The sequence below is a fragment of the Archangium gephyra genome, from assembly GCF_042230915.1.
Taxonomy (GTDB): domain Bacteria; phylum Myxococcota; class Myxococcia; order Myxococcales; family Myxococcaceae; genus Archangium; species Archangium gephyra_B.
This window is the reverse complement of the sequence record NZ_CP102578.1, coordinates 9,425,351-9,452,090: the sequence shown is the minus strand read 5'-3', so window position 1 is coordinate 9,452,090 and position 26,740 is coordinate 9,425,351. Positions and strand designations below refer to the sequence as shown.

18 protein-coding genes are annotated in these 26,740 nt (G+C 69.3%); all 18 read left to right on the top strand.

All coding sequences use genetic code 11. From position 1 onward, the window contains the following. The first annotated feature begins 104 nt into the window (after positions 1-104). The 18 genes from NR798_RS37185 (at position 105) to NR798_RS37100 (ending at position 26,698) form a co-directional block, all read left to right on the top strand. Positions 105-1,031, top strand: a complete 927-nt coding sequence (locus tag NR798_RS37185) for a prepilin peptidase (protein ID WP_375773885.1) — start codon at positions 105-107, stop codon at positions 1,029-1,031. A 16-nt stretch (positions 1,032-1,047) separates the two neighbouring features. Next, on the top strand, positions 1,048-2,169 hold the full coding sequence (locus tag NR798_RS37180; protein WP_375767296.1) for a sensor histidine kinase: 1,122 nt from the start codon (positions 1,048-1,050) through the stop codon (positions 2,167-2,169). Positions 2,170-2,218: 49 nt separating this feature from the next. Continuing rightward, positions 2,219-3,634 (top strand): sigma-54-dependent transcriptional regulator, encoded by a 1,416-nt coding sequence (locus NR798_RS37175; protein WP_375767295.1) that lies wholly within the window; start codon positions 2,219-2,221, stop codon positions 3,632-3,634. Positions 3,635-3,849: 215 nt separating this feature from the next. Continuing rightward, positions 3,850-4,932: a type IV pilus assembly protein PilM gene (gene pilM / locus NR798_RS37170; protein ID WP_047859891.1), complete on the top strand. Its 1,083-nt coding sequence runs from the start codon at positions 3,850-3,852 to the stop codon at positions 4,930-4,932. A gap of 42 nt (positions 4,933-4,974) precedes the next feature. Continuing rightward, a complete protein-coding gene (locus tag NR798_RS37165; RefSeq protein WP_375767294.1) occupies positions 4,975-5,652 on the top strand; it encodes a PilN domain-containing protein in 678 nt (225 codons plus the stop codon). Positions 5,653-5,666: 14 nt separating this feature from the next. Continuing rightward, positions 5,667-6,266 (top strand): type 4a pilus biogenesis protein PilO, encoded by a 600-nt coding sequence (locus tag NR798_RS37160; protein WP_375767293.1) that lies wholly within the window; start codon positions 5,667-5,669, stop codon positions 6,264-6,266. A 50-nt stretch (positions 6,267-6,316) separates the two neighbouring features. Continuing rightward, positions 6,317-6,892, top strand: coding sequence for a pilus assembly protein PilP (locus NR798_RS37155; RefSeq protein WP_375767292.1), 576 nt, complete (start codon positions 6,317-6,319; stop codon positions 6,890-6,892). 70 nt (positions 6,893-6,962) lie between these two features. Beyond that, positions 6,963-9,665 (top strand): type IV pilus secretin PilQ, encoded by a 2,703-nt coding sequence (pilQ, locus tag NR798_RS37150; protein WP_375767291.1) that lies wholly within the window; start codon positions 6,963-6,965, stop codon positions 9,663-9,665. 36 nt (positions 9,666-9,701) lie between these two features. Then, on the top strand, positions 9,702-10,385 hold the full coding sequence (locus NR798_RS37145) for a hypothetical protein (RefSeq protein ID WP_375767290.1): 684 nt from the start codon (positions 9,702-9,704) through the stop codon (positions 10,383-10,385). Positions 10,386-10,419: 34 nt separating this feature from the next. Continuing rightward, the gene (locus tag NR798_RS37140) at positions 10,420-10,782 is read left to right on the top strand and encodes a roadblock/LC7 domain-containing protein (protein ID WP_375767289.1); all 363 of its coding nucleotides are present in this window, start codon (positions 10,420-10,422) and stop codon (positions 10,780-10,782) included. A gap of 105 nt (positions 10,783-10,887) precedes the next feature. Beyond that, positions 10,888-11,466 (top strand): elongation factor P, encoded by a 579-nt coding sequence (efp, locus tag NR798_RS37135; RefSeq protein ID WP_375767288.1) that lies wholly within the window; start codon positions 10,888-10,890, stop codon positions 11,464-11,466. Positions 11,467-11,509: 43 nt separating this feature from the next. Further along, entirely contained in the window at positions 11,510-12,112 is a 603-nt protein-coding gene (accB, locus tag NR798_RS37130) for an acetyl-CoA carboxylase biotin carboxyl carrier protein (protein WP_375767287.1), read from the top strand. A 38-nt stretch (positions 12,113-12,150) separates the two neighbouring features. After that, entirely contained in the window at positions 12,151-13,536 is a 1,386-nt protein-coding gene (accC, locus tag NR798_RS37125; RefSeq protein WP_375767286.1) for an acetyl-CoA carboxylase biotin carboxylase subunit, read from the top strand. Between the two features lie 181 nt (positions 13,537-13,717). Continuing rightward, on the top strand, positions 13,718-16,894 hold the full coding sequence (locus NR798_RS37120; RefSeq protein WP_375767285.1) for a tetratricopeptide repeat protein: 3,177 nt from the start codon (positions 13,718-13,720) through the stop codon (positions 16,892-16,894). A 24-nt stretch (positions 16,895-16,918) separates the two neighbouring features. Then, on the top strand, positions 16,919-17,860 hold the full coding sequence (locus NR798_RS37115; RefSeq protein WP_375767284.1) for an ExeA family protein: 942 nt from the start codon (positions 16,919-16,921) through the stop codon (positions 17,858-17,860). A gap of 5 nt (positions 17,861-17,865) precedes the next feature. Continuing rightward, complete coding sequence (locus NR798_RS37110; RefSeq protein WP_375767283.1) at positions 17,866-21,789, top strand: translocation/assembly module TamB domain-containing protein; 3,924 nt, start codon at positions 17,866-17,868, stop codon at positions 21,787-21,789. A gap of 5 nt (positions 21,790-21,794) precedes the next feature. Next, a complete protein-coding gene (locus NR798_RS37105; protein WP_375767282.1) occupies positions 21,795-24,956 on the top strand; it encodes a POTRA domain-containing protein in 3,162 nt (1,053 codons plus the stop codon). Positions 24,957-25,096: 140 nt separating this feature from the next. Then, complete coding sequence (locus NR798_RS37100; protein WP_375767281.1) at positions 25,097-26,698, top strand: S1C family serine protease; 1,602 nt, start codon at positions 25,097-25,099, stop codon at positions 26,696-26,698. Positions 26,699-26,740: the final 42 nt, after the last annotated feature.

The following is a 26,740-nucleotide window of genomic DNA, read 5'->3' as shown; positions in this document are numbered from 1 at the left end:
TCTGGGCCCTATGCTCCGCGGTCCGGAGCTTCTGGCGGAACGAAGGGACGGAGAACGTGACTCCTCAGGCGGTGGAAGGTGCGGCCGTGGCACTGGTTTTCGTCATGGGCCTGCTCTTCGGCAGTTTCTTGAATGTCGTGATCGCTCGCGTGCCCGCGGGCGAGAGCATCGTGCACCCGCGCTCGCGCTGTCCCCGGTGCGCGCATCAACTCGCCTGGTACGAGAACATTCCAGTGTTGTCGTGGGTGGCATTGCGCGCTCGTTGCAGCTCCTGCGGTCTGCCCATCTCCTGGCGCTACCCGCTCATCGAGCTGCTCACCGCGCTGCTCTTCCTGGCTTGCCAGCGCCGCTTTGGTTGGACGCCCGAGCTGGTGGCCGCGCTGGTGCTGGTGCTGCTGCTGGTGCCGCTCTCCTTCATTGATCTGGAGCATTGGATCCTCCCGAGCGAGCTGACGTGGCCGGGCATCGCCGCCGGGGTGGTGCTGTCGTGGCCGATGGGGATGGGGCGGGTGCGCGACTCCATCATTGGCGCGGTGGCCGGCTTCCTCGTCTTCTGGGGGATGGAGTGGCTGGGGGAGAAGATCTTCAAGAAGGAGGCGCTGGGGGCGGGAGACAAGGATCTGCTCGCGCTCATCGGCGCCTTCCTCACGTGGAAGCCACTGCTGGCCATCATCTTCCTCTCCTCGTTGCAGGGCGCGGTGGTGGGCGTGGCGATGCTGCTCATCCACGGACGGGCGGGACCGGCGCCGGCCCCGGAGCCCGCCGCCGTGACGCCGCCGGCCACCGCTCCCGGGGCGGAGACTCCCCAGGCGGGCGAGCCCGGACCGGCCCAGGTGGCGGAGGAGCAGGCGCACACCCGGGAGGACGCGGAGGAGGGAGAGGAGGAGGAGGACGATTGGGAGCCGGGTCCCACCAACATCCCCTTCGGCCCCTGGCTGTCGCTCGCGGCGCTCGAGGTGATGCTGCTCGGGCCGTGGCTGCGGGGGGTGCTGCCGGAGCCGTTGGATCTATTGCTCACGGGCATCCGGTGAAGGAGCGCGGACGCGGATGAAGTGGCGCATCGCCAGCGTCGCCTTCCTGCTCAGCGTGGTGGGCACGGGCTTCACCTGGCTCACCCTGCAGCGGCCGCTGCTGGCGCTGCTGGAGGTGGCGCGCCACGGCACGGTGTACGGCTCGCCGGAGGCGGTGGTGCTGGCGCGGACGATTGGCTCGCTGCCCTTCCTCCTGATGTTGGACCTGGTGCTGCTCACCGTGCTGGCGTACGTGGTGCTGGACTTCATGGTGGGCCGGCCCCTGCGGCGGACCGAGGTGGTGGTGGAGCAGCTCGGCCGGCTGGAGCTGGATGTGTCGGTGCCGGAGAGCCCGGGGCCGCTGCTGTCGCGCATCCAGCGGGCGCTCTCGCGGCTGGCGGCGGCGCTCCAGGAGGAGCAGGAGACCACGCGGCGTCAGCTGGAAGCGCTGCGGGCCGCCAACGCGCGCCTGGCCCAGGCGCAGACGGAGCTCGTCTCGGCGGAGCGCCTGGCCACCGTGGGCCGGCTCGCCGCGGGCGTGGCCCATGAGGTGGGCAACCCGCTGGCGGGCATCCTCGGCTACCTGTCGCTGGCCGGGGCCCGCGTGAAGGATGCAGAGGTGCAGGAGTACCTCGGGCGCATCGATCATGAGGTGCAGCGCATCGACGGCATCGTGCGGGGCCTGCTGGAGATTGGCCGTCCCGCGCGCGAGCAGCTGGGGCCGGTGGAGGTGGGGCACGTGGTGGAGACGTGCGTGCAGCTGGTGAAGGTGGGACGGGACTTCTCGCAGGTGCGGTTGGAGCTCGCGCTCATGCCCGGACTGCTCGCGCGGGCGGACTCCGGCCCGCTGTCACAGATCGTCATCAACCTGTTGCTCAACGCCGTGCAGGCCATGGGAGGGCAGGGGCTTGTCCGGATCTCCACCCGGAGTGAGGGGGGAGACGTGCTGCTGGTGGTGGAGGACACGGGGCCTGGCATCCCGGCGGAGGTGATGCCGCGCCTCTTCGAGCCCTTCTTCACCACCAAGGAGCCCGGGCAGGGCACGGGGCTGGGGCTGGCCGTCTCGCTGCACCTGGCGGAGGGGATGGGCGGGCGGCTCACGGCGGAGAACATGCCGGGAGGGGGTGCTCGCTTCTCCGTCCGGCTGCCAGCCATCTGAGGCGGAATCTGGCCGCGCACCCCGGAGTGGGCTACTTCTGAAGGGGCTCATGGCCCTCTTCCGCAGCATCCTCGTCGCCGATGACGAGCCCTCCGTCCGCCACGTCCTCACCCTGGTGCTCTCCGGCCTGGGCTACGAGGTGCGCGCCGTGGCCGATGGCGAGGAGGCGCTGCGGGAGCTGTCCGCGCGCGGCTACGACGTGCTGCTGTGTGACGTGCGCATGCCCAAGCGCGACGGCCTGTCCCTGCTGCGTCAGGCGCTCGCGGACCATCCGGGGCTGACGGTGGTGGTGATGAGCGCCTACGGCTCGCAGGAGCAGGCGCTCGAGGCGGTGGGGGCCGGCGCGTACGACTACGTGCGCAAGCCCTTCAAGCCCGAGGAGATCGTCTTCGTCCTGCGCAAGGCGGAGGAGCGCGAGCGGCTGCTGCGGGAGAACCGGCGCCTGCAGGGGGCCGGTGGGGTGTCGCCCGGCGAGGGCATCCTCGGCGAGAGCGAGCCCATGCGCGTGGTGATGCGGCAGGTGGAGAAGCTCGCGCCGGTGGGCACCACCGTCCTCATCACCGGCGAGAGCGGGACGGGCAAGGAGCTGATCGCCCGGGCCCTGCATGCGCGCTCACCCCGGGCCGCCATGCCCTTCGTCGCCGTCAACTGTGGCGCCATCCCCGCGGGCCTCATCGAGAGCGAGCTCTTCGGCCATGCCCGCGGCGCCTTCACCGACGCGCGCACCGCCCGGCGCGGCCTCTTCAGCGAGGCCGACGGTGGCACGCTCTTCCTCGACGAGGTGGGGGAGCTGCCCCCGCCCGCCCAGGTGAAGCTGTTGCGCGTGCTACAGGAGGGGGAGATCCGCCCGGTGGGGGAGAACCGCGCGGAGAAGGTGGACGTGCGCGTCCTGGCCGCCACGCTGCGCGACCTGGGCCGGCTGGTGGAGCGGGGCGAGTTCCGCGAGGACCTCTATTACCGGCTCAACGTGGTGAACGTGCGCGTGCCTCCGCTGCGTGAGCGCCAGTCGGACATCCTCCTGCTGGCCCGTGCCTTCCTCACGCGCTTCAACCGCGAGCTCAACCGCGAGCCGCCCGTGCGCGGCTTCAGCCCCGAGGCCGAGGCGCTCCTGGCCGCCTACGCCTGGCCCGGCAACGTGCGCGAGCTGGAGAACGCGATGGAGCGCGCGGTCCTGCTCGCCGAGGCAGAGCGCATCCTCCCGGAGAACCTGCCCGAGCGGCTCTGGGCCGTCCCTCCACCGGCCAGCGCCCCCGCGCTCACCCCCACGCGTCCCTCGTCCGAGGCCAACCTGTCCCTCAAACAGGCCATCCGCGACCTGGAGGAGTCCTACATCCGCGCCGCCCTGCGCCGTACCCGGGGCAACCGCACCCGCGCCGCCGAGGTGCTGGAGATCAGTCATCGGGCCCTGCTGTACAAAATCAAGGAGTACGGAATCGACGCGGATGCCGAGGGGGAGCGAGGCTGACCGGCCGCCCGGCAGTGGACGAAGCGGCGGACGGGGTGATTTGACGGAACGCGTCCGAAGCCGGAAAATCGGCCCTACAAGAGCGGCGTGGGTGCACCGCCGTGGGATTCCGGGGGACAGATTGGCCGCCTGCTGCACTGGCAGGCGCGGAGCACTTTTTAGGAGGGCTCGCGAGCCGGTGCTACGCTAGCGGCCCCTCCAGGAGCGACGACTGTATGGCGAAGGGAAAGCTGGCACTCGGTCTCGATATCGGATCGACCTCGGTGAAGATGATCCTGCTCAAGGAGCAGCGCAAGCGTGGCCAGGTGAGCTACGCCTTGCAGAGCTTCGGCATGAAGCCGCTGCCGCCCGAGGCCATCGTCGACGGCGCGCTCATGAACTCCACCGCCATCGTCCAGGCGCTGCAGGAGCTCATGACCGAGCTGAAGATCAAGAACAAGGAGGTCGCCATCGGCGTCTCCGGCCACTCGGTCATCATCAAGAAGATCCAGATGCCCCGGATGAGCCAGGAGGAGCTCGAGGAGAGCATCCAGTGGGAGGCGGAGCAGTACATCCCCTTCGACGTGAAGGACGTGAACATCGACACGCAGATCCTGGACGCGGGCGGCAATGACGCCACCGGCCAGATGGACGTGCTGCTGGTCGCGGCCAAGAAGGACATGATCAACGACTACACCACCGTGGTCTCCGAGTCGGGGCTGCAGCCGGTGGTGGTGGACGTGGACGCCTTCGCCGTCCAGAACATGTTCGCCTCCAACTACGACGTCCCCGACAAGGAGACGGTGGTGCTCATCAACGCGGGCGCCTCGGTGGTGAACATCAACATCATCTCCAACGGCATCACCGTCTTCACCCGTGACGTGACCATCGGCGGCAACCAGTTCACCGAGGAGATCCAGAAGCAGCTCAACGTCTCCTACGAGGAGGCCGAGGCGCTGAAGATCGGCGGCACCCGCGGGGACTCGGACGCCGTGGTTCCCCAGGAAGTGGAGCGGGTGCTGCTGGGCGTGGCCGAGCAGGTGGCCGGTGAAATCCAGCGCTCGCTGGACTTCTACGCGGGCACCGCCGTGGACGCCAACTTCACCAAGGTCTACCTCTCCGGTGGAACCGCCAAGATTCCGGCGCTGTTCAAGACCATCGAGACGCGCGTGGGCGTGCCGGTGGAGATCCTCAACCCGTTCCGGAAGATCGACGTGGACAACCGCAAGTTCGACCCCGCCTTCATCATGGAGGTGGCGCCGATGGCCGCGGTGGCCGTGGGTCTGGCATTGCGCAAGCCTGGCGACAAGCTCGGCTGATCATCCCTCCCCAGCTTCTTCGTCTTCGAAGGACCGACGCACATGATGATTCGTATCAACCTGCTGCCAGTCCGGGCCAAGGTCAGGCCGAACGCGGGCCGCCAAGTCCTGGCCCTCTTCGTGTTCGTGCTCGTGGGCGCGGCCGTGGGCAACTACATGTGGTACGCCGATCGCAACGGCGTGGTGGAGAGGCAGGCCGAGGGCCTGGCCAACACCAAGCGCCGCATCGCCGATCTCGACAAGACGATCGGCGAGGTGAAGAACATCAACACCCGCAAGACCGAGGTGGAGAAGAAGCTGGCCGTCCTGGACGAGCTGCGCCGCGGCCGCTCCGGGCCGGTGCGCATGCTGGACGCGCTCTCCACCGCGCTGCCCAAGAAGGCGTGGATCAAGGCCTTCAACGAGGAGCGCGGCAGCGTGAAGCTGACCGGTTCCGCCGTCAGTCACGACGACGTGGCCGAGCTGATGCGCAACCTCAACGGCATGGTGTGGACGCCCAAGGGCATTGGCCGCCTGGTGGAGCAGCGCCGCGAGGCCAAGACGTCCCGCGTGGAGCTCGTGGCCGCCGAGGCCGCCATCGAGGAGTTCCCCGTGGGCGACATCAAGCCCTTCTTCTCCAACGTGGATCTCAAGAGCACCCAGGCGGGCATCGGTGCCAAGCCGGGTGAGGTGAGCACGGTGGACTTCGACATCTCCCTCACCGCCAACTACGCCATCTGAGAGGAACCGCAGCCATGGACAAGCAACTCGAAAGGCTCGCGAAGGCACCTCCCGCCGTACGGTTCGGCGTACTGGTGGGCCTGGTCATGGTGCTGACCGCCGCCAACTTCTTCTTCGGCATCCAGCCGCTGGAAGTGGAGATGGAGGAGCAGCAGGCCCAACAGCGCAAGCTGGACCTGGAACTGGCCGAGAAGAGCGAGATCGCCCAGAACCTCAACGAGCGCCGGCGCGAGATGGACGTGCTGGAGCAGAAGCTCGCCGAGGCCCTCACCGAACTGCCCGAGAACAAGGACATCGAGGAGCTGCTCGCGCAGATCAACGACATCGGCAAGAAGTCCGGGCTGGAGATCGCCCGCGTGGAGCCGGGTCCGGAGACGGTGGGCGGTGGTGACTTCTTCGCGCGCATCCCCATCAAGATGGTGGTGAGCGGCAACTACCACGAGATCGCCATGTTCCTGCAGGAGGTCTCCACCATGCGGCGCATCGTCAACGTCAACAACATCAAGCTCGATGGCGCCAAGGTGAAGAACGAGAAGGTGATGCTCAACAGCTCGTTCCTCGCCACCACCTTCCGCTTCGTCAACACGGCGAAGCAGCCTGAAACCAAGAAGTAGTAGCAGAAACTTGATCGGTCCTGGAAATGGGGCGACAAGGGGACCCGAGGATGAAGACGTTCCAATCCATGTTCATTTCGGGGGCACTGGCCCTCGCGCTCGTCGGATGCGGCGAGGAGGAAGCGCCGCCGCCTGCGCCGGCCGTGTCCACGCGCCCGAAGGCCGAGGCCCCGAAGGACAAGCCCGCGGAGACGACGGTGGCGGCCGGGCCCGCCTACGTCTACAGCTACAACCCCGTGGGCCGGAGAGATCCGTTCCGCAGTCCCATCCAGGATATGGTTCGCGAGAATACGCCGGCCAATCCCCAGGCGACGGCCTGCAGCGAGCCGCTGTGCCAGTGGGACATCGACCAGCTCAAGCTGGTGGCGGTGGTGACCGGTGATGCCAACCCGATGGCCATGGTGGAAGATCCCATGGGCCGTGGCCACATCGTGCGCCGCAATACCCGCATGGGCCGCCAGGGTGGCAAGGTGACGCAGATCCTCCGCGAGGAGGTCATCGTCACGGAGACCACCACCACGGCGGACCGGGTGGTCTACAACCCGGTGAAGCTGGAACTGAAGCAGCAGGATGGCCGGGTGGACCCCGCCTACGACCTGATGACGGGCAAGAACTGGGAGCCGTAGTGGCCCGGTGACCTTGGGAGCCGGGTTGTTCCCGGCTCCCCTGGCCCATTGCAACTTGTTGAGGGGAAGCATGCTCGAGGAGAGCGATGTGACGAGGGGCAAGTTGATGAGCGTGGTGGCCGCCCTGGCGGTTGCCATCGTGGGTGTCGGGGCCGAGGCCGCCGAGCTCAATACGTTGCGCGACCTGAAGGTCGTGCAGACGGGTTCGGGCGCCCAGGTGGTGGTGGCCGGCACGCGGGCTCCTACCTTCACCGTCTTCCGGCTCAGTGGCCCGGAGCGGCTGGTGGTGGACCTCTCGTCGGCGGACGCCACGGGCATCAAGGGGCACCATAACGGCCAGGGACCGGTGGCCGGAGTGGTGGCCTCCCAGTTCTCGGACGAGCGCGCCAGCGTCGGCCGGGTGCTGGTGGCCCTGCACCAGGCCGCGCAGTACGACGTGCGCGCCGACGGCAACAAGGTCATCATCTCCGTGGACGGAGTGGCGGCCGAGGCGAAGGTGGCCGAGGCGAAGGCGGAGCCGGTGACGCCGGCCGAGCCCAAGGCCGCCGTCGCCAGCGCCGCGCCCGCTCCGGAGGTGGCCCCCGCGCCGCAGCCGGCCGCGGCCGAGCCGCAGGAGAAGAAGGCCGCCGCGCTGCCCGAGAACGTGGTGGCGGCCGAGGCGGACGAGCGCGAGGTGGCGCACCCGGCGCGCCGCATCACCAGCCTCTCCTTCACCCGTGACACGCTGCGCATCGGCGCGGACGGCGAGGTCGCCCGCTACGAGGTGCTGGAGCTGGCGGATCCTCCCCGGCTCGCGGTGGACGTGTACGGCGTGGGCCTGTCGGCACGAGCGCCGCGCGTCCGCTCGGGCGTGCTGAAGGAAGTGCGCGTGGGCGCCCACTCGGACAAGGTCCGGCTGGTGCTCGACGTGCGCGGGCAGATGCCCGGCTACGAGGTGGAGCGCACCGGCCGCGGCCTCGCGGTGGTGCTCGGCGGCAAGGTGGCCCGCAAGCCGGCCGCGCCGTCCGACACGCCCGAGAAGGTGGTGGCGGAGAACGAGCCCCTGCGCGCCAAGCCCGTGGACGCCCAGCTGGCCACCGTGGAGGTCAAGGACCTGACGTTCGACGAGAACGAGTCCGGTGGCCGGGTGAACCTGAAGCTGTCGGGCGCGGTGGCGTGGAAGGTGGAGCGCCCGGATCCGCGCAGCGCGGTGCTGTCGATCGAGAACGCCCGGCTGCCGCGCCGCCTGGAGCGCAGCCTGGACACCAGCGCGCTCGAGACGCCGGTGAAGATGATCAGCGCCTTCGCGGTGCCCGGCGAGGGCAACCGGGTGCGCGTGGTGGTGGCCGCGGACGGCGCCATCGAGGAGAACGTGAGCCAGGTGGCCGGTGGCCTGTCCTGGCGGCTGAGTGTCAAGGGCGTGAAGACGGAGCAGGTGACCGTCACCCAGCGCACCGCCGGCTTCACCGCCGAGGCGCCTACCTACGCTTCCGAGGGCGCCCCTCAGCAGGCCCGCTACCGCGGCAAGAAGGTGTCCTTCGAGTTCAAGGACATCGACATCCAGAACCTGCTGCGCGTGATCGCGGAGATCTCCAAGAAGAACATCGTCGTGGCCGATGACGTGCAGGGCAAGGTGACCATCCGCCTGCGCAACGTGCCCTGGGATCAGGCGTTGGATCTCGTCCTGCGCACCAAGTCGCTGGGCAAGGAGGAGATCGGCAACATCGTGCGCGTGGCTCCGCTCAAGACGCTGGAGGAGGAGGCCAAGCTGCGCCAGGAGCGCAAGAAGTCGCTCGTCGCGCAGGAGGAGCTGCTGGTCAACCTCATCCCGGTGAACTACGCGACGGCCAACGAGATGTCGCAGCGCGTGAAGGACGTGCTGAGCGAGCGCGGCACGGTGACGGTGGACACGCGGACCAACGTGCTCATCGTCAAGGACGTGCGCGCCAACGTGGAGAAGGCGCGGGCCCTGGTGCGCAACCTGGACACGCAGACGCCGCAGGTGCTCATCGAGAGCCGCATCGTCGAGGCCAACACCTCGTTCAGCCGCGAGCTCGGTGTGCAGTGGGGTGGTCAGGCGGCGGCCGCGCCCTCCACGGGCAATCCCACCGGCCTCATCTTCCCCAACACCGCCGTGGTGACGGGTGGCATCGAAGGCACCTCTCCGGGCGTGTCCGACATCCCCAACTTCGCCGTCAACCTGCCGGTGGGCGCGGGTCTGGGCTCCGGTGGCGCGCTGGGCTTCGTGTTCGGCTCGGCCGGTGGTGCGCTCGCCCTTAACCTGCGCTTGTCGGCCGCGGAGAACGAGGGTGTCGTGAAGACCATCTCCGCGCCCAAGGTGACGACGCTGGACAACAACACCGCCCGCATCAGCCAGGGTGTGTCCATCCCGTTCAGCCAGGTGTCTGCCTCCGGTGCCAACACCACCTTCGTGGAAGCGCGCCTGTCGCTCGAGGTGACGCCCCACGTCACCCAGGATGGCAGCATCATGCTGACCATCAACGCGGCCAACAACCAGCCTGACCCCTCGCAGACGGGTGCCAACGGCCAGCCCGCCATCCAGCGCAAGGAGGCCAACACCCAGGTGCTGGTGAAGGACGGCGACACCACCGTCATCGGTGGCATCTACGTCCGCCGCGGCAGCACCCAGAGCAACTCGGTGCCCTTCCTGTCGAAGGTCCCCGTCCTCGGGCTGCTCTTCAAGAACTTCCGCGAGCGCGATGACCGTCAGGAACTGCTCATCTTCATCACGCCGCGCATCCTCAACCGGCAGACGATCGCCCAGTCCCTCTAGCCGGTCCTTTCTCTTCGGTCCAAGGAGTTGATGTCCATGAAGCGATTGATGGCGATTGTGGCACTGGCGTTGGCGCCGCTGGGTTGTGTGGCCAATCAAGGTGATGCGCCCATCCGGTTCCTCGGGGTCCGGGCGCTGGAGTTCGAGGAGGGGGTCGGCTGTACGGGCGCGGAGGACCTCGTCATGAGCGAGGGCCTGCTCGACATCTCCGGCGGTCAGAACTTCCCGCTGGCCGTGAGCGTCGAGACCAACACCTTCCAACAGCCCATCAGCATCGGCCAGGAGCCGTTCTCGGGGGAGGGGCTCAGTGACATCACCCTCAACGAGATCATCTACTCCTACCAGTTTCAGCCGGTCACCGATGGTGCCTCGGTGACCCTGCCCGCGGACGAGACGGATCGCGTCGCCGTCTACACCGTCCTCCGGCCCGAAACGGATCCGGACGAGTCCTACACCTTCGTGAGCGCGTTCGGTCCCAAGGCGATCAAGGCCCTGGGCGAGGCCATCGCCCCTGGTCAAGCGGTGACCGTGTTGTCCACCATCAAGGCCCGGGGACGGATGAGTGGCGGGCAGGTGGTGGAGAGCAACAAGTTCACCTTCCCGGTCACCGTGTTCTCGAGTGGTTTCTCGGGTGTTTGCCCGGCGGGACAGGTCCCGAGCGGGACGTGTGGGTTCCCCGGCGTGGGCGGGCGCATCGTCTGCACCGCGACTGCTCCTTGACCCGCTGTTCCGGGCCTTCTACAAGCCAGACGCCATGTCCTTCCGCACGCACCTCGAGTCGGTGGTCAACCAGGTAGACGGGGCCCTGGCCTGCAGTGTGATGGGTTTCGACGGTATCTCCGTGGATACCCATCAGAAGGAGGATGCGGCCGAGCTGGAGCTGAACGGGGCCTGGGTGGAGTACGCCAACCTGCTCGGTCAGCTCCGCCAGGCCGCCGAGACCCTCAAGACGGGAGAGGTGCAGGAGGTCAGCGTCAACAGCGAGCGTGTGCTGACGCTGATGCGCCTCATCACCCCGGAATACTTCCTGGTGCTGGCGCTCCGGGCGGACGGTAACTACGGCAAGGGCAGGTACGTCCTCCGGGTGATCGCCCCCAAGATTCGCGCCGAGTTGTAGGCCGCCGAGCGGACGGCGCAGCGCGCCGCGCCTTTCCACTTTGCAAGGCGCGGCCCCATCGGCTAGACACCCCGGACTTTTCAAGCTGTCCGAAGGAGCCTGTCCATGGCCGGTGTCATCGATACGTCCGAGTTTCGCAAGGGCATGAAGATCGAAATCGACGGTGAGCCTTTCGAAATCGTCGAGTTCCAACACGTCAAGCCCGGTAAGGGCTCGGCCTTCGTGCGCACGTCCATCCGCAGCCTGCTGACCGGGCGCGTGCTCCAGCCGACTCTCAAGTCCGGCGAGAAGGTGGCCAAGCCCGACATCGAAGAGAAGGACATGCAGTTCCTGTACGAGCAGGGCGGCGACTTCTACTTCATGGACACCCGCAACTACGAGCAGACCTTCATCAACGCCGAGGCCCTCGGGGAGTCGAAGAACTTCCTGAAGGAGAACATCAACGCCTCCATCCTGTTCTACAACGGGAAGGCCATTGGTGTGACGCTGCCGAACTCGGTGGACCTGAAGGTGACCAAGTGTGATCCGGGCGTGCGTGGCGACACGGTGTCCGGCGCGATGAAGCCGGCCACGCTGGAGACGGGCTACACCGTCAACGTGCCGCTCTTCATCAACGAGGGTGACGTCCTCAAGATCGACACGCGCGACGGCAAGTACCTCACGCGCGTGGCCACCGCGGGCTAGAGCCCACCAGCGGTTCACTGCGGTTCAGGGAGGGGAGACGGAATTGGCAACCAAGCGCAAGGCAGTCCGAACGGAGCCCGCGGCCCCCGCTCAGCGCGGTGGCGTCCGCGTGGAGGGCAACACCACCTCGTTGGATGTGGAGGCGCTCCGGCAGATCGTGGAGATCCTCGAGGCCTCCGAGGTCACGCGGCTCGTCTGGCAGCGGGGCGAGGAGCGGCTGTTCATCCGCCGTGGCCCCGTGCCGGTACCCACCATCGTGCACGCGGCCCCGGTGTCGCCCTCGGTGAGTGCCGCGCCGGTGATGTCCGCCGCGCCGGTGATGTCCGCCGCGCCCTCCATGCACCACGCTCCGGCCCCCGCGGCCGCCGCGGCTCCGGCCGCCGCGGCTCCGGCGGCGGAGAAGCCGGGCCATTCCGTCACCAGCCCGTTCGTGGGGACGTTCTACCGGACGCCCGCCCCGGACCAGCCCTCCTTCGTCGAGGTGGGCACGGTGGTGAAGAAGGGCCAGGTGCTCTGCATCATCGAGGCCATGAAGCTGATGAACGAGATCGAAGCCGACGTGGCGGGCCGCGTGGCGGAGATCCTCGTGGAGAACGGGCAGCCGGTCGAGTTCGGCCAGACGCTCTTCCGCATCGAGCCGGTCTGACATAGCGGGCGCTCAGCGCCCCGCGGAGGCACGACATCGTGTTCAAGAAGGTGCTGATTGCCAACCGCGGGGAGATTGCCCTGCGGGTCATCCGTGCTTGCCGTGAGCTGGGCATCGCCACCGTGGCGGTGCACTCCACGGCGGACGCCAATGCGCTGCACGTGCGGTTCGCCGATGAGTCGGTGTGCATCGGTCCGCCCCCGTCCAAGGAGAGCTACCTCAACATCCCGCAGCTGCTCTCCGCGGCGGAGATCACCCGTGCGGACGCCATCCACCCGGGCTACGGCTTCCTCTCGGAGAACTCCGAGTTCGCCAAGGTGTGCCGCGACTGCAAGATTCATTTCATCGGTCCCCGGCCGGAGATGATCTCGCTGATGGGCAACAAGGTGCGTGCCCGCAACGCCGCGCGCGAGGCCGGCCTGCCCCTGCTGCCCGGCAGCATCGGCACGGTGAAGGATCCCAAGGAGGCCGAGGCCTTCGCCCGGGAGATCGGCTTCCCGGTCATCCTCAAGGCGGCGGCCGGTGGTGGCGGCAAGGGCATGAAGATCGTCCGCGAGCCGCATGCGCTGGCCCAGGCCTTCTCCACGGCGGCGGCCGAGGCCGTGGCGTCCTTCGGCAACGGCGACCTCTACATCGAGCGGTACGTGGAGAAGCCGCGCCACATCGAGATCCAGGTCGTCGCCGACGAGCACGGGCGCATCATCCACCTGGGTGAGCGCGAGTGCTCGGTGCAGCGCCGCCACCAGAAGTTGATCGAAGAGAGCCCCTCTCCCGCCCTCACGCCGGAGCTGCGCCAGCAGATGGGCGAGGTCTCCATCCGCGCCATGGAGAAGCTCGGCTATAACAACGTGGGCACCATCGAGTACCTGCTCGACGAGAACGGGCGCTTCTACTTCATGGAGATGAACACCCGTATCCAGGTGGAGCACCCGGTGACCGAGCTCGTCACCGGCATCGACCTGGTGCGCGAGCAGATCAAGCTCTCCTCGGGCGAGCCCCTCCAGCGCAAGCAGGAGGACATCCAGATGCGCGGCCACGCCATCGAGTGCCGCGTCAACGCCGAGGACCCCGTCACCTTCGCGCCCTGGCCGGGCAAGATTACGGCCTACAGCGTGCCCGGCGGCTATGGCGTGCGTGTGGACTCCAGTGCGTACGAGAACTACACGGTGCTGCCGTACTACGACAGCCTGCTGGCCAAGCTGATCGTGTACGCGGAGGACCGGCCCACGGCGATCCGGCGCATGCAGCGGGCGCTGGGCGAGTACGTGGTGCAGGGCATCCGCACCAACATCCCGTTCCACCGGGCGGCCATGGCGGAAGACGCCTTCATTGAGGGCAACTACGACACGCGCTTCGTGGAGCGGCTGCTGGCCTCCGAGACGGGCTCCCACCGGCTGAGGAAGGCCATCGAGGAGACCCCGTAGGAGGGGCCTGCTCGCCTGCCCATCGCGCAACCCCCTGATCCTCCTGGGGGTTGGGGCGGGTGGATTCCTTGACCCGCGAGGGAGGATTCCGTTAGCCTCGGGCCTCCCTCGCAGTCTCCTTGAAGGAAGCAGAAACCCCGGATTTTCCTGGGAGTTTCGCTCGGCAGGAAGCCCACGCTCGATGGACAAGAACAAGATCATCGAAGCCGCCGCCAAGCTCGTTGCGAAGGGCGCCTACGACAAGGCCATCAAGGAGTACCAGAAGGTCCTGGAAGTAGACCCCAAGGACGGCCGCGTCCTCCAGAAGATGGGGGAGCTGTACCAGAAGAAGAACGACAACGTTCAGGCGGCCCACTACTTCACCAAGGTCGCCGAGGGCTACTCGTCCGACGGCTTCTTCCTCAAGGCCGTCGCGCTCTACAAGCAGGTCCTCAAGCTCAACCCCAACCTGCTGGACGTCAATCTCAAGCTGGCGGAGCTCCACCAGCAGCTCGGACTGATGTCCGAGGCCATGGCGTATTTCCAGATCGTCGCCAACCACTACGACAAGGCCGGCGACGTCAAGAACTCCCTGGATACGCTCAAGAAGATGGTGGATCTCGACCCCGAGAACGTGGCGTCGAAGATCAAGCTGGCCGAGCTGTACGCGCGCGAGAACATGCCGCGCGAGGCCGCCCAGGAGTTCAAGAAGGCCGCCGAGTACCTCAAGCGCAACAACCGGATGGATGACTGGTTCCGCGTCGCGGAGCGTCTGTCCTCCCTGGATCCGGACAACGTGGCGCTGGCCAAGGACCTGGCGCAGCAGTACCTGACGCGCGGAGACCAGAAGCGCGCGCTGGCCCGGCTCCAGGTGTGCTTCAAGGCGGACGGGCGCGACGTCGAGACGCTCAACATGCTGGCCCAGGCCTTCCACGGGCTCGGCCAGACGGCGAAGACGATCTCCGTCTACAAGGAACTCGCCAAGGTCTACCAGGAGCGCGGCCGCAACCAGGACGCCCGGAACATCTGGAACCAGGTCGCCGAGCTGGATCCGGCTGATCCGGATTACGAGGCGTACAAGGCCGAGAGCGCCACCGGTGCCCCGGCGCCCGCGCCCGCCGCGGCTGCTCCCGCGCCGGCTCCGGCTCCCGCGCTGGCTCCCACCCCCAAGGCCCCGGCCCCCGCTCCTCAGCCCGCCGCGGCCGCCGCGCCAGCGCCCGCGCCCGCTGCTGCCGCTCCTGCTCCCGCGCCCGCTGCTGCCCAGGCGGCCCCGGCTCCCGCTGCCCAGGCCCAGCCCGGCAAGGAGCAGTTCTCCAAGCTGCTGACGGAGACGGACGTCTACGTCAAATACGGCCTGCACGACAAAGCGCTCGAGCACCTGCGGAAGATCTTCGCGGTGGACCCGGAGAACCTCGACGCGCACGAGAAGGCCTTCCACATCTACGTCGCCTCCGGCAACACGGCCCAGGCCGGAGAGCAGCTGCTGAACGTGCTCCGCCTGTGCACGCGCCGCGCGGACGTGCAGCGCGCCCAGCCCTACCTGGCCATCATCCTCCAGCAGAACCCCGGCCACCCCGAGGTGCCCGCCTTCCTGTCCGTGCTGCAGTCGGATGAGGCCGCGCCCGTCGAGGCCGCGCAGGTGGAGTCCGTGGGCGAGGACGCCATCCTGGTGGACTCCAGCGACGAGGAGATCGTCGTCGCCGACGCGCCCCCGGATGCCCTGGAGCACCCGCCGGGCGACGAGCTGGCCCTGGTCTCCGCCAGCAGCTCGGACGAGGAGGAGGGGCAGATCCTCTCCGGCGAGTTCGGCCTTCCGGCGGACTCCGACGAGGGGCTGGTGCTCGCGGACGAGCCGGGCGCGGTGGTGTCGGACGACGAGCCCCTCTTCGGCGCCGGCGACGAGCCCGAGGAGGCGACCACCGTCTTCATGGAGCCGGCCGGCGCCTCCTCCCTCGAGGACGAGCCGCTACTGGCGGACGAGCCCCTGGCGCTCGGCGATGACGAGCCGCCCCCCACGCAGGTGGCGGCGCCCTCGGCCCAGCTCCTCCAGGACTCCTACTCGGACGACTCCGGCTTCCCGGAGCCGGACGACATGCCCACCCGGGTGGCGATGCGCCCGGCCGAGCTGGATGAGGCGCTCGACGCCGAGCCGACCTCGTCCGGTGCTCCCGCGCTGGCCTTCGAGGACGAGGGCACTCCGGTGGACTCCCCGGCGCTCGTCGGCTCCTACGAGCTCGAGGAGCCCGAGCCGGTGCCCGCGCCCGTGGTGGCCGCCCCCAAGGCTCCGCCTCCTGCCGCGCCCAAGCCGCAGCCCCAGGCCGCCGCCCCCAAGGCTCCGCCTGCCGCCGCCGCACCCGCCAAGCCGCAGCCCCAGGCCGCCGCGCCCAAGGCTCCGGCCGCCGCGCCCGCCAAGGCTCCGGCGCCCGCGCCCAAGCCGCAGCCCGTCGTCGCCCAGGTCGAGGAGCCCGCGGAGGAGCCAGCCGGCGAGGAGTGCGACGAGGCCAGCTTCTTCCTGGATCAGGGCCTCTTGGAGGAGGCTCGGGAGATCCTCGAGACGGTGCAGATCGCCTTCCCGGGCCACGCGCGCGCGGAAGAGCTGATGGCCCGGCTCGAGGCGCTCGAGTCCGGTGGGACTCCGGCCGCCGAGGAGCCCGAGGAGAGCGCCGAGGCGCTGGCCGTCCCCGCGGTGCCCGCCCTGGGCGAGTCCCCCGCCGAGCGCGACGCGTTCGACCTGGCGGCGGAGCTGGCCGGCGAGTTTGGCGACCTGGGCGGAGATGAGCCCGCGGCGCCCGCCGTCGAGGAGGACTTCCAGTACTCGGTGGAGGAGGTCTTCGCCGAGTTCAAGAAGGGCCTCGCCAAGGTGGTCAAGCCCGAGGACGTGGACACCCACTACGACCTGGGCATTGCCTACCGCGAGATGGGCCTCATGGACGACGCCCTCAACGAGTTCGCCGTGGCTCGCGAGGGCTGCATGGGCAAGAAGCGTGAGGTGGACTGCCTCACGATGATTGGCCTGCTGCAGGCCCAGAAGGGCGATGCCGGGGCGGCCGTGGGCACCTTCAAGCAGGCGCTCGCCAGCGAGCACGCCACCGGCGAGGTGGCCAAGGCCATCGGCTTCGAGCTCGGTCTGGCCTACGAGGCCGTCGGCGAGCAGGGCAAGGCCCTCTACCACTACCAGCGCGTGGCCGCGCTCGACCCGAACTTCCGGGAGGTCACCGGCAACGTTCAGCGGCTGGCCGCCACCACCTCTCCGGTGCCGGATCCGCTGCCCCCCAGCGGTGGGAAGGGACCCAGTGGGGCTTCCGCCACGGCGGGTGCCCAGATGCCCGCTCCCGCGGCCGCCGGAGCCGCCCGGCCGCGTAAGGTAGGCTACGTCTAGCGCAGTCCGAGGTTCGCCGAGCCCATGTCCACCTACCTCGACTATTTCGAGCTCACCCAGGAGCCCTTCTCCAACGCTCCGGTGAGCCGCTTCTATTACAACTCGGCCCAGCACTCGCAGGCGCTGACCCGGCTCATGCACTCGGTCAGCTACATGAAGGGTCTGTCGATCCTCATCGGCGACATCGGCGCGGGCAAGACGACGCTGGCGCGCCGCATGCTCGACTCGCTGCCCGAGTCCGAGTACGAGGCCGCGCTGCTCGTCATCATCCACTCGGGCATCACCGCCAACTGGCTGCTGCGCCGCATCGCCCTGCAGCTGGGCGTGGAGAACCCCGCGCAGGAGAAGCTGGCCCTCCTGTCCCAGCTCTACCAGCGGCTGCTGCAGATCTACGAGTCCGGCAAGAAGGCCGTCGTCCTCATCGACGAGGCCCAGATGCTGGAGACGCGCGAGCTGATGGAGGAGTTCCGGGGGCTGCTCAACCTGGAAGTCCCCGAGCGCAAGCTCATCTCCTTCGTCTTCTTCGGGCTGCCGGAGATCGAGAAGAACCTCAAGCTGGATCCGCCGCTGGCCCAGCGCGTGTCGCTCCGCTACAAGCTGGAGCCCTTCACCGCCGAGTCCACCGAGGCCTACATCAAGCACCGCCTCCGGCTGGCCAGCTGCCCGCGCATGCCGTTCACCAACGAGGCCCTGGTCGCCGTTCACCAGCGCTCGGGCGGCACCCCGCGCGTCATCAACAGCATCTGCGACAACGCGCTCTTCGAGGCCTTCCTGGCCCGGGAGCAGACCATCTCCGACAAGCTCATCCATCGCATTGCCGACAACCTGGGACTCCAGGGCTCGGCGCTGCCGGAAGGGCAACAGAAGCCCGTCCCCGTCGCCGCCCCGAGCAGTCGGGCAGGCGGCAACTCGAAGGTGGATCTCGCGGAGATCGACCGTTACCTCGAGGGACTGGGTAAACTGTAGGGGTTTTGGCTCTCCGCAACAGGCAGCAGGGCGCGCGCAGGCCGCCGCTGTGGCTCATCGTCCTCTCGCTCGTGCTGGGGACGGTGCTGGTCCTCCGTACGCGTACGGCGTGGGACCAGCTGTGCACGCAGGCCCGGCGCCAGCTGCCCACGCTGCTGGGCATGGAGGTCGGCATCGGGCAGTGCGAGGTGGATCCGCTCGGCCAGCGGCTCATCCTCCGCGGGCTGTCCGTCTTCGAGAAGGGCGCGGACACACCGCTGGTCGCCGCGGACTCGGCCGAGGTGCAGCTCGGACTGCCCAACCCCATCTCCGGCCAGCTCGCGTTCGACCTGGTGAAGGTGCACCGGCCGCGGGTGACGTTGGACCTGTCGCGCCCCAGGCCCCCACCGGGTGAGCCGGGAGAATGTCCGCTCAAGCCCCTGCGGCGCTTGCGGCTGGCGCGGGTGGCCATCACCGGCGCGGAGGTGCGGGTGGCGCTGCCCGGCGGCCGGCAGGTGGAGCTGTCCGAGCTGGACGTGAGCCTGCGCGAGCGCTGGGGCGAGGAGGAGTTCGAGGTGGAGGCCCGGCGCGGCCTGGTCCGCCTGGGCCCGGGACAGGAGCTCGCCCTGGGCCGGCTGGCGCTCTCGGGCGCGCTGGACGTGGACGAGGAGTTGCTGGAGCTGGACCGCGCCGAGGTGTCGCTGGACGAGGCGACGGTGAACATCTCCGGCCGCGTGGAGCAGCTGTGCGAGCCCGTCCTCGCGCTGGATGCGCAGGTGTTCCTGCCGCTGCGCACGCTGTCCCGGGTGGGGCTGCTGCCCAAGCCCGCCGAGGGCCACCTGTGGACGCGGCTGACGGCCAATGGCCGCCCGGCGGCGCCCAGCGTGTCCGTGGAGCTGTCGGGCAGCGGGATTACCTATGCGCAGTACTCCCCGGGCTCGTTCACCGCGCGGCTGGCGTACGCCGGCGAGCTGGTGACGGTGGAGGAGCTCCTCGTGCCCATCGGCTCGGGAGACGCGCGCATCACCGGGACGCTCGCGCTGCGTGAGGGGCTGCCCGTCGAGGTGGAGCTGGAGACGCACGAGGCGCAGTTCGGCCGCATCCTGGAGAAGGCCGGCCTGACGGGCTCCTGGGTGGACTTCCCGGCCAACGCCAAGGCCCGCCTGTCCGGCACGCTGCTGCCCAGGCCCAACCTGTCGGGCGACCTGGACCTGCGCCACGGCCGCTTCACCCTGGCCTCCCGCGCCTTCGACGCGCCCGTGGACTCCGGCCGCACCCTGCTCACCTACGAGCGGGGCCACGTGCGCACGCAGGTGTCGCTCCTGTCAGACCGCGTCACCTTCACCGACATCCAGATCGACTCGGGCCGCTCGCGCATCGGCGGCGACGTGACGCTCTTCTACGACTCGCAGAAGGGCCTGTTCGTCAATGCGCATGGCGACGCGGACCTCTCCGACTTCGGCCACATCGCGCAGCTGCCCTGGTCGGGACATGGCTCGGTGAGCACCACCGTCGAGGGGCCGTACTCGCAGGTGAAGATCGGCGCGAGCCTGTCGCTGCGCGACTTCATGTTCTGGGACTTCGACCTGGGCGTGGTGCAGGGGAAGCTCACCTACGCGGACAAGGTGCTGGGCTTCCCGACCCTCTCCGGCCAGAAGGGGCGCACCCAGTACTTCGGCAACGCGGAGCTCACCTTCGGGCGCTCGCTGCACGCGCGGGCCGAGGTGCAGGTGCCGCGCGGCCGCACCGAGGACCTGATCGACATCATCGCCCCGCTGCACTCCACCATCTCCGTCATGCAGGGGCCCATGCAGGGCGAGGTCTCGGGCCGGGTGGAGATCGACAGCCCGATGGACCAGTTCTCCGGCCTGGTGGCCCTGGACTTCAAGGACACCACCTACTACGGGCGGCACATGGGCAACGGCTCGGCCCGGCTGCGCTTCGACGAGGGCCAGGCCATGGTGCTGGAGCGCACGGTGCTGGAGGGCCGGCTGGGCCGCACCTGGGTGGATGGGAGCTTCTTCTTCTCTGGGCCCAACAAGGGCGTGCTGGACTACCGCTTCGGCGGCGAGAACCTGTCCCTGGCGGAGCTGGTGGGCCCGGAGACGGCCGAGCGCATGGGCCTGCGGGCCACGCTGGCCCTGGAAGGCACGGTGTCGGGCAACACGGACGTGCCGGTGACGACGGCCCACGTGTCCGGCCCGCAGGTGATGTTCGGCGAGCGCAACCTGGGCAACATGGGCTTCGAGGCCCGCATGGAAGGGCGGGAGCTGCAGCTCGCCGGCCGTCCCTCCCGCGATACCTCCGGCATCCTGTGGATGCGCGTGAAGGAGCCCTATCCCTTCGAGGCGGCGATGACGCTGGAGCTGCCGGAGATCCGGCCGCTGCTGCCCGCCAACTCCTTCACCCAGGAGCTGTCCGGCTCCGTCAAGGCGGTGGTGCGGGCGCAGGGCGCGCTGAAGAACGCCCAGGCCCTCCAGATGAACGCCACCGTGGAGCGGCTCACCCTGGCCCGCGGAGCCTTCTCCGGCGCCAACGAGGGCCCCATCTCCCTGAGCTACGCCAACGGGCGGCTGGACGTGCCCTCCTTCACCTTCCGCGGGCCGGACACCGAGCTGTCCGCGGCGGGGTGGGTGAGCCCCGAGCAGATGGAGCTCTACCTGCGCGGCGCCATGAACCTGGGCCTGCTCGAGTCCGTCTCGCCCATGCTGGTGCGCACCGGCGGCCGCGTGGAGCTCAACGCCGTGGCCAGCGGCAGCCCGCGCAAGCCCAACCTGGCGGGCTCGGCCCTCATCTCCGACGCCAAGCTGTCCCTGCGCGACCAGCCGCTGTCCGCCCGGGACGTGAAGGGACGGGTGGCCTTCACCGGCCAGCGCATCCTCCTGGAGTCGCTGGAGGGCTACCTCAACGAGGGCCGCATGCAGGCCAACGGGGAGGTGAACCTCGTCGACTTCCGTCCCTCGGAGCTGCGGGTCAACGTGGCCCTCACCGACGTGCTGACGCGCTTCCACGAGGACCTGCCCTTCACCACCAGCGGCAAGCTGTGGCTCACCGGCAACCCGGACGCGCTGCGGCTGGGCGGCGCGATGGACATCCGCAATCTGCGCTACCGCCGCGGCCTGGAGCTGGACGACATCCTCAAGCGGCTCGCCCGGCGCAGCGTGCTGTCCGCCCCCACCGAGAAGCCCCGCGAGTACCTCACCTTCGATGTGGGCCTGCTCCTCACCGACGTGTGGGTGGACAACAACCTCGCCCGGGCCCGGCTGCTCGGCTCGCTCAAGCTCACCGGCACCAACGCGCGCCCGGGCATCCTCGGCCTGGTGGAGGCCTCCGAGGGCAGTCAGGCCTTCTTCCGCAACAACCAGTTCACCATCGACCGCGGGCAGATCGAGTTCCAGGACCGCTACGGAATCGATCCCATGTTCGACCTGCGCGCCCAGGCGCAGGTGCGCGAATACCAGGTGAAACTCCATGCCTTCGGCCGCCCGGCCGCTCCCCAGGTGATTCTGACCTCGGAGCCGGGCCTCACCGAGGGCGACGTGGTGTCGCTCCTCACGCTGGGTCTCACCAGCACGGACAAGGAGACGGCCGCCTCGGCCAGCGCGGGTCTGGCCGCCGAGGCCTTCTTCAACATCTCCGGGCTGGACCGGCAGGTGCAGCGCTTCCTCCCCAACAACCCGGTCCTCCGGGGCCTGTCCCTGCAGATCTCCACCACCTACAACGACGCCACCCAGCAGGCGGAGCCAACTGCCCGCTTGGAGTCGAAGTTCCTCACGGAGCAGCTTAAGATTGGCTTGACGCAGCCCGTCAGTGGGCGCGGAACTCGCGCACGCGCCGAGTACCTTTTCGACAATCGCTTCTCCGTGCGGGGCCAGTGGGACAACGAGAACAGCGAGACTGCCTTCGGCAACCCTGGGATCGAGCTCAAGTTGAGCTGGGAGTCCCAGTAGCGCTCGTGCTCTGCCTGCTGCTGGCCGGTGCCGCGATGGCGCAGCCGGCGAAGGCGGTGGAGCCGGCGAAGTCCGTCGGGGCGCAAGCCACCGAGACGGCGCCGATCCCCGTGCGCCCGGCGCTCCCGGCCGGCCCCACGGTGGTGGCGGTGGAGCTGCACCTGTCCGCGGAGGAGGACTCGGCGGGGCTGGCGGAGCAGCTGGCGGTGCGCAAGGGACAGGTGCTGTCGGCCCGCGCGGTGCGCCGCTCGGTGGAGCGGCTGTGGACCAGCGGGCGCTTCTCCGACATCGTCGTGCGCACGGTGGAGGTGCCCGAGGGCGTGCGCGTGGTGTTCGAGCTCACCTCCCTGGCGCGCATCCGCCGCATCGACGTGGAGGGCAACGTCGTCCTGAGTGACGAGGCGCTCCGGGCGGTGCTGCGCGCGCATGGCGTCGAGCAGAAAGACGAGCAGAAGAAAGAGCAGAACAACGAGCAGAACAGTCTGCTGGACGAGGACGTGCTGCGGACGGCGCTCAAGGGCCTGACCCGCGCGTACGAGCGCCAGGGCTACAACGACGCGCGCATCCAGGTCACGCGCGAGTCCGTGGACAAAGGCGTGGCGCTGGTCTTCACCGTCTTCGAGGGCAAGCCCACGCGGGTGGCGGCTGTCTCGGTGACGGGGAGCCCCGGTCTGCCACTGCCCGAGCTGCTCTCCACGCTGGGCCTGCGGGTGGGCGGCGTGCTGGACCGCGGTGGCCTGGAGTCCGGACTGGAGCGGCTGCGGACGCTGCTGCGCTCGCGCGGCTACTGGCGCGCCACGGTGGGACAGCCCAAGCAGAAGGGGGAGGGCGAGGCGGCGACGGTGGTGGTGCCCATCTCCGCCGGGCCGCGTTTCACCTTCCACTTCCACGGCAACCACCGCTTCTCGGACACGCTGCTGGCGCGGATACTCGCCTATGACGGCTCGGAGCCGTTGGACTCCCAGACGATGGCGCGGCTGGCGCGGCGGCTGGAGGCCTTCTACCGCTACCGCGGCTTCAACGACGTGCACGTGGAGACGCGCGAGGTGGTGCGCCCGGACGGCGAGGCGGCGGTGCTCGCCTTCGACATCGAGGAGGGCCACCCGCTGCGCGTGCGGCGCGTCATCTTCCGGGGCAACAAGGTCCTCCCCAACGAGGCGCTGCGCGAGATGCTCACCGAGCACATCCGCTCCAACGAGCCCCAGCCGGCCACGCAGTCGCTGCTGGCGGACGCGGTGGAGATGGGGCCGGGCAAGCGCCACCTGGGGCCTGCGGAGTGGGTGCATGATCCAGCCACCGTCTTCGTGGAGGAGGCCTGGCGGGACGCGGCGGAGTTGATGGCGGAGGCCTACCGCGAGCGGGGCTTCCTGGAGGCCTGGGTGCGCTTCACCAAGCTGCAGGTGGAGGTGGGCGGGCGCTCGGCGGTGGCCTGGTTCGACGTGCACGAGGGGCCGCAGACGCGCGTGGCCGAGGTGCGTGTCGAGGGCGGGCCGCAGGGCTTCGACGGGCGGGCACTGGTGCCCGTGAAGGTGGGCGAGCCGATGAGCCGCGGCGCGGTGGAGCGCGGGCAGCAGGCGCTCGTCACGGCGCTGGCGCGCAAGGGCTACCTCTTCGCCCGCGCGGACGCGGAGCCGAGCCTCGCCGCCAAGGGCGTGAGCCTCCTCTACCGTCTGGAGCCGGGGCCCCGGGTGACGGTGGGCCGCATCACCGTGCACGGCACGCCCCGCACCAACGAGGAGGTGGTGCGGGCCACGGTGCGCCTCAAGGAGGACGAGGTGCTGGACCCGGACAAGCTCTACGAGAGCCAGCGCCGGCTCACGCTCCTCAACATCTTCCGGCAGGCCACGGTGCGCCTGGACAAGCCGGACGTGCCCGAGGCCAGCAAGGACATCATCGTCGAGGTGCGGGAGCGCCCCCGCTGGGAGGGCGAGGTCGCCGGTGGCTACTTCCTGGCGGAAGGCCCTCGCCTGGGACTGGACGTGTCGCGCTCCAACGTGGACGGGCGCGGGCTCAACCTGTCGGGCCGGTTGAAGCTCAACTACATCGGGTGGAGCGCGCAGGGCTGGGAGAAGGCCGCGCTCGCCCGGACCCGCTGCACGGCGGTGCCGGAGGAGTGCAAGGCGCCCGAGCCGTATGCCTGGGTGAGTGACTTCGGTGGGCGCGCGGTGCTGTCGGCGGCCCAGCCCCGGCTCTATGGCCTGCTGCCCCTGGAGGTGGGTGCCCGCTTCGACCTCATCGGCGAGCGCGTGCACCGGCCCTCCTACCTCTCTACCCGAGCCGCCGCGGTGGCGGGCCTGGACTGGTCGGCGACGCGCTGGCTGAGCTTCGGGTTGCAGTACGAGCTGGAAGGCAACCTGCTGGAGCGCGGAGACCGGCAGCTCACCGCGCCGAGCCGCGCGGACCAGGAGCGGCTGCGCTTCCCCACCGGCTTCTTCATCCTGAATTCGCTGCGCTCGACGGCCTCGGTGGACCTGCGGGATGACCCGGCCAACCCGCGCAAGGGCCTGGTGGTTTCCACCAGTGCCGAGCTGATGCGGGACATCCGCTCGCTGCCGACGACCGCCAGCGGCGAGCCCACGGAGCCCCAGCCCATCAACGGCGTGAAGCTGATGGGGAACGTGAGTGGCTACGTGCCGCTGCCGTCCCGGGCGGTGTTCGCGCTGTCCCTGCGCGGCGGCACCATCGTGCCCCTGGAGCAGGACTCGTGGGTCATCGGCTCCAAGCGCTTCTACCTGGGCGGCTCCTCCAGCCTGCGCGGCTTCCGGGAAGACGGCATCCTCGGCGAGGACCGGCGCACGTCGCTGCGGCGGCAGTTGGCGGATTGCCGCTCGCTGGTCCACCCGGCCGGCTGTTCTCCGGAGTTGCTGACCATCCTCGCCGGCCAGCCGCCCACCAGTGAAGGCGGGCAGGTGTTCACCCTGGCCAAGGGCGAGCTGCGCATTCCGGTGGGCTCCTCGTTCGACGTGGGCCTCTTCCTGGAGGCGGGCAACCTCTGGGAAGACCTGGAGCAGTACCAGTTTGGCGTGCTGCGCTACTCGACGGGCGTGGGCGCGCGCTACCAGACGCCGGTGGGCCCGCTGTCCTTCGACGTCGGCGTCAACCTGGACCCGGACGAGACGCTCAACGAGCCGCTGGTGCAGTTCCACTTCAGCATCGGCACCTTCTAAGTCACCTTCTGAGCCACCTTCCGGGCCACCCCCTGCTTCCCCCCCGGGCGCAGTCGGGTATCCTTCCAGGTGCCGCACCCAGGGGGGGAGATGGACTCGCCTGTCGAGGCTTGCGGCGTCACGGAGTGATCGTGTCGGCGATGACCAAGCGTGAGATCTACGAGACCGCAGCGCCCGCGACGCTGCTCATCGTGCTGCAGGGCAAGGACGGCCCGGAGAGCATCGGCTCGGGCGTGGTGATCAGCGAGACCGGCCTCGCGGTGACGAACCACCACGTCATCGAGGACGCGCTCCAGGCACAGGACACCATCCAGTGTTTCGTGATGCCGCCCGGCGGAGGAGCGCAGACGTCCGACCACCTGCCCGCCTTCCTGAAGAAGCACAAGCACGAGGCCATCCGCTGCAAGGTGCTGCACCAGGTGCCGGAGATCGACATCGCGTTCCTGCAGCTCGAGCAGCGGCCGACGCCGTACCGCTTCATTCCGCTCGGTGACTCGTCGAACCTGTTCCCGGGGGACGATGTCGTCTGCATCGGCAACCCGCACGGCCTCGTGTGGACGATGACGAACGGCTCCGTGAGCGCGCACCGCGAGAACGTCATCCAGATCAGCGCGCCCATCTCCCCGGGCAACTCGGGCGGGCCGCTGCTGAACATGGAGGGTGAGCTCGTCGGGGTGAACTCGTTCACGCACGCCACCGGGCAGAACCTGAACTTCGCGCGGCCGAGCAACCTCGTGCGGCGGATCCTCGACTCCCCGGACGCGGGGATGTCGACGTGGAACACGGTGAGGTTGAGCAAGCTCCCGCCGGGCGTCGCGGCGGCCTCCTGCCGGAAGCTCTCGGTGGGGCAGACGACGCGGCACCTGCTCTCGGTGGATTTCTCGCCGTCGGTCCTGGGCGGGACGTGCCTCATCGAGGGCGCGCGCGTGGCGGTCGTCGTGGACGCGGCGTTCCGCACGTACGCGCCGTGGTGGCGCTCCGGGCAGATGCCGGCCGCGCTGGGCAAGCTCGTGCAGCAGGTCGTGGCGGGCGGCGCGGAGGGCGTGCACCTCTACCTCGCGGGCCTGAAGAAGGGACCGTCCGAGTACGTGGGGCTGCTCAAGACGAAGAACGACGCGACCGCGGTGGGCGCGCGGTTCAGCGATGCGTCGCTGGCGCGCGCGGCGATGGGCATGGACCGCAACGTGCTTCCGGCGCTCCAGCAGATCCAGCGCGGGCTCGCGACACCTGGGGCGAATGTGCAGATCGCGCTCCTGGGGGCGGGGCCGTTCGCGGACCGGACCGAGGTCGCGTCATGGTTCCGGAGCGAGGCGACACAGCGCAACAGCTTCGACGAGCCGTACATGCTCGGCCTCCACGAGATCTCCATCGAGGTGGACCACGTGGAGAAACGTACGGGAGATCCCGTAGCCGACAGGGCGGGGAAGCTCTTCGGCGCGTACTCGGAGCGGACCGTGGCGACCCCGGACGCGGCGATCGACATGGTGCTCCAGGCGTTCCATCGCTCGCTGCTGTGTGTCGGCTCGGATGGCAAGGTGGTGCTCGAGGGGCACGGGGCGGGCTCCGTCCGCCTGGGCGACGCGCACACGGGCCGCTTCCGCGACGGCGCGAGGCTCGATGCGTACAGTGTCGTGCCGCAGGGCCTCGAGCTGGGCATCGAGGGCGGCGGCGGCTCGATGCGCGTAACGATCTCCTTCGACGACCTCGGGGGAACGAGCCGGAAGTTCGAGCTCGCGTGGTGAACCGCCACGGGCGGTGACTTGGGCCGGGCAGGTTTGGTAGCT

Bases quoted from the DNA above. Each gene is read 5' to 3' on its own strand.
- NR798_RS37160 (WP_375767293.1), top strand. From the start codon at position 5,667: ATGGACAAGCAACTCGAAAGGCTCGCGAAGGCACCTCCCGCCGTACGG.
- NR798_RS37140 (WP_375767289.1), top strand. From the start codon at position 10,420: ATGTCCTTCCGCACGCACCTCGAGTCGGTGGTCAACCAGGTAGACGGG.
- NR798_RS37165 (WP_375767294.1), top strand. From the start codon at position 4,975: ATGATGATTCGTATCAACCTGCTGCCAGTCCGGGCCAAGGTCAGGCCG.
- NR798_RS37180 (WP_375767296.1), top strand. From the start codon at position 1,048: ATGAAGTGGCGCATCGCCAGCGTCGCCTTCCTGCTCAGCGTGGTGGGC.
- pilM (WP_047859891.1), top strand. From the start codon at position 3,850: ATGGCGAAGGGAAAGCTGGCACTCGGTCTCGATATCGGATCGACCTCG.
- pilQ (WP_375767291.1), top strand. From the start codon at position 6,963: ATGCTCGAGGAGAGCGATGTGACGAGGGGCAAGTTGATGAGCGTGGTG.
- NR798_RS37120 (WP_375767285.1), top strand. From the start codon at position 13,718: ATGGACAAGAACAAGATCATCGAAGCCGCCGCCAAGCTCGTTGCGAAG.
- efp (WP_375767288.1), top strand. From the start codon at position 10,888: ATGGCCGGTGTCATCGATACGTCCGAGTTTCGCAAGGGCATGAAGATC.
- NR798_RS37155 (WP_375767292.1), top strand. From the start codon at position 6,317: ATGAAGACGTTCCAATCCATGTTCATTTCGGGGGCACTGGCCCTCGCG.
- NR798_RS37145 (WP_375767290.1), top strand. From the start codon at position 9,702: ATGAAGCGATTGATGGCGATTGTGGCACTGGCGTTGGCGCCGCTGGGT.
- NR798_RS37175 (WP_375767295.1), top strand. From the start codon at position 2,219: ATGGCCCTCTTCCGCAGCATCCTCGTCGCCGATGACGAGCCCTCCGTC.
- NR798_RS37185 (WP_375773885.1), top strand. From the start codon at position 105: ATGGGCCTGCTCTTCGGCAGTTTCTTGAATGTCGTGATCGCTCGCGTG.
- NR798_RS37100 (WP_375767281.1), top strand. From the start codon at position 25,097: ATGACCAAGCGTGAGATCTACGAGACCGCAGCGCCCGCGACGCTGCTC.
- NR798_RS37115 (WP_375767284.1), top strand. From the start codon at position 16,919: ATGTCCACCTACCTCGACTATTTCGAGCTCACCCAGGAGCCCTTCTCC.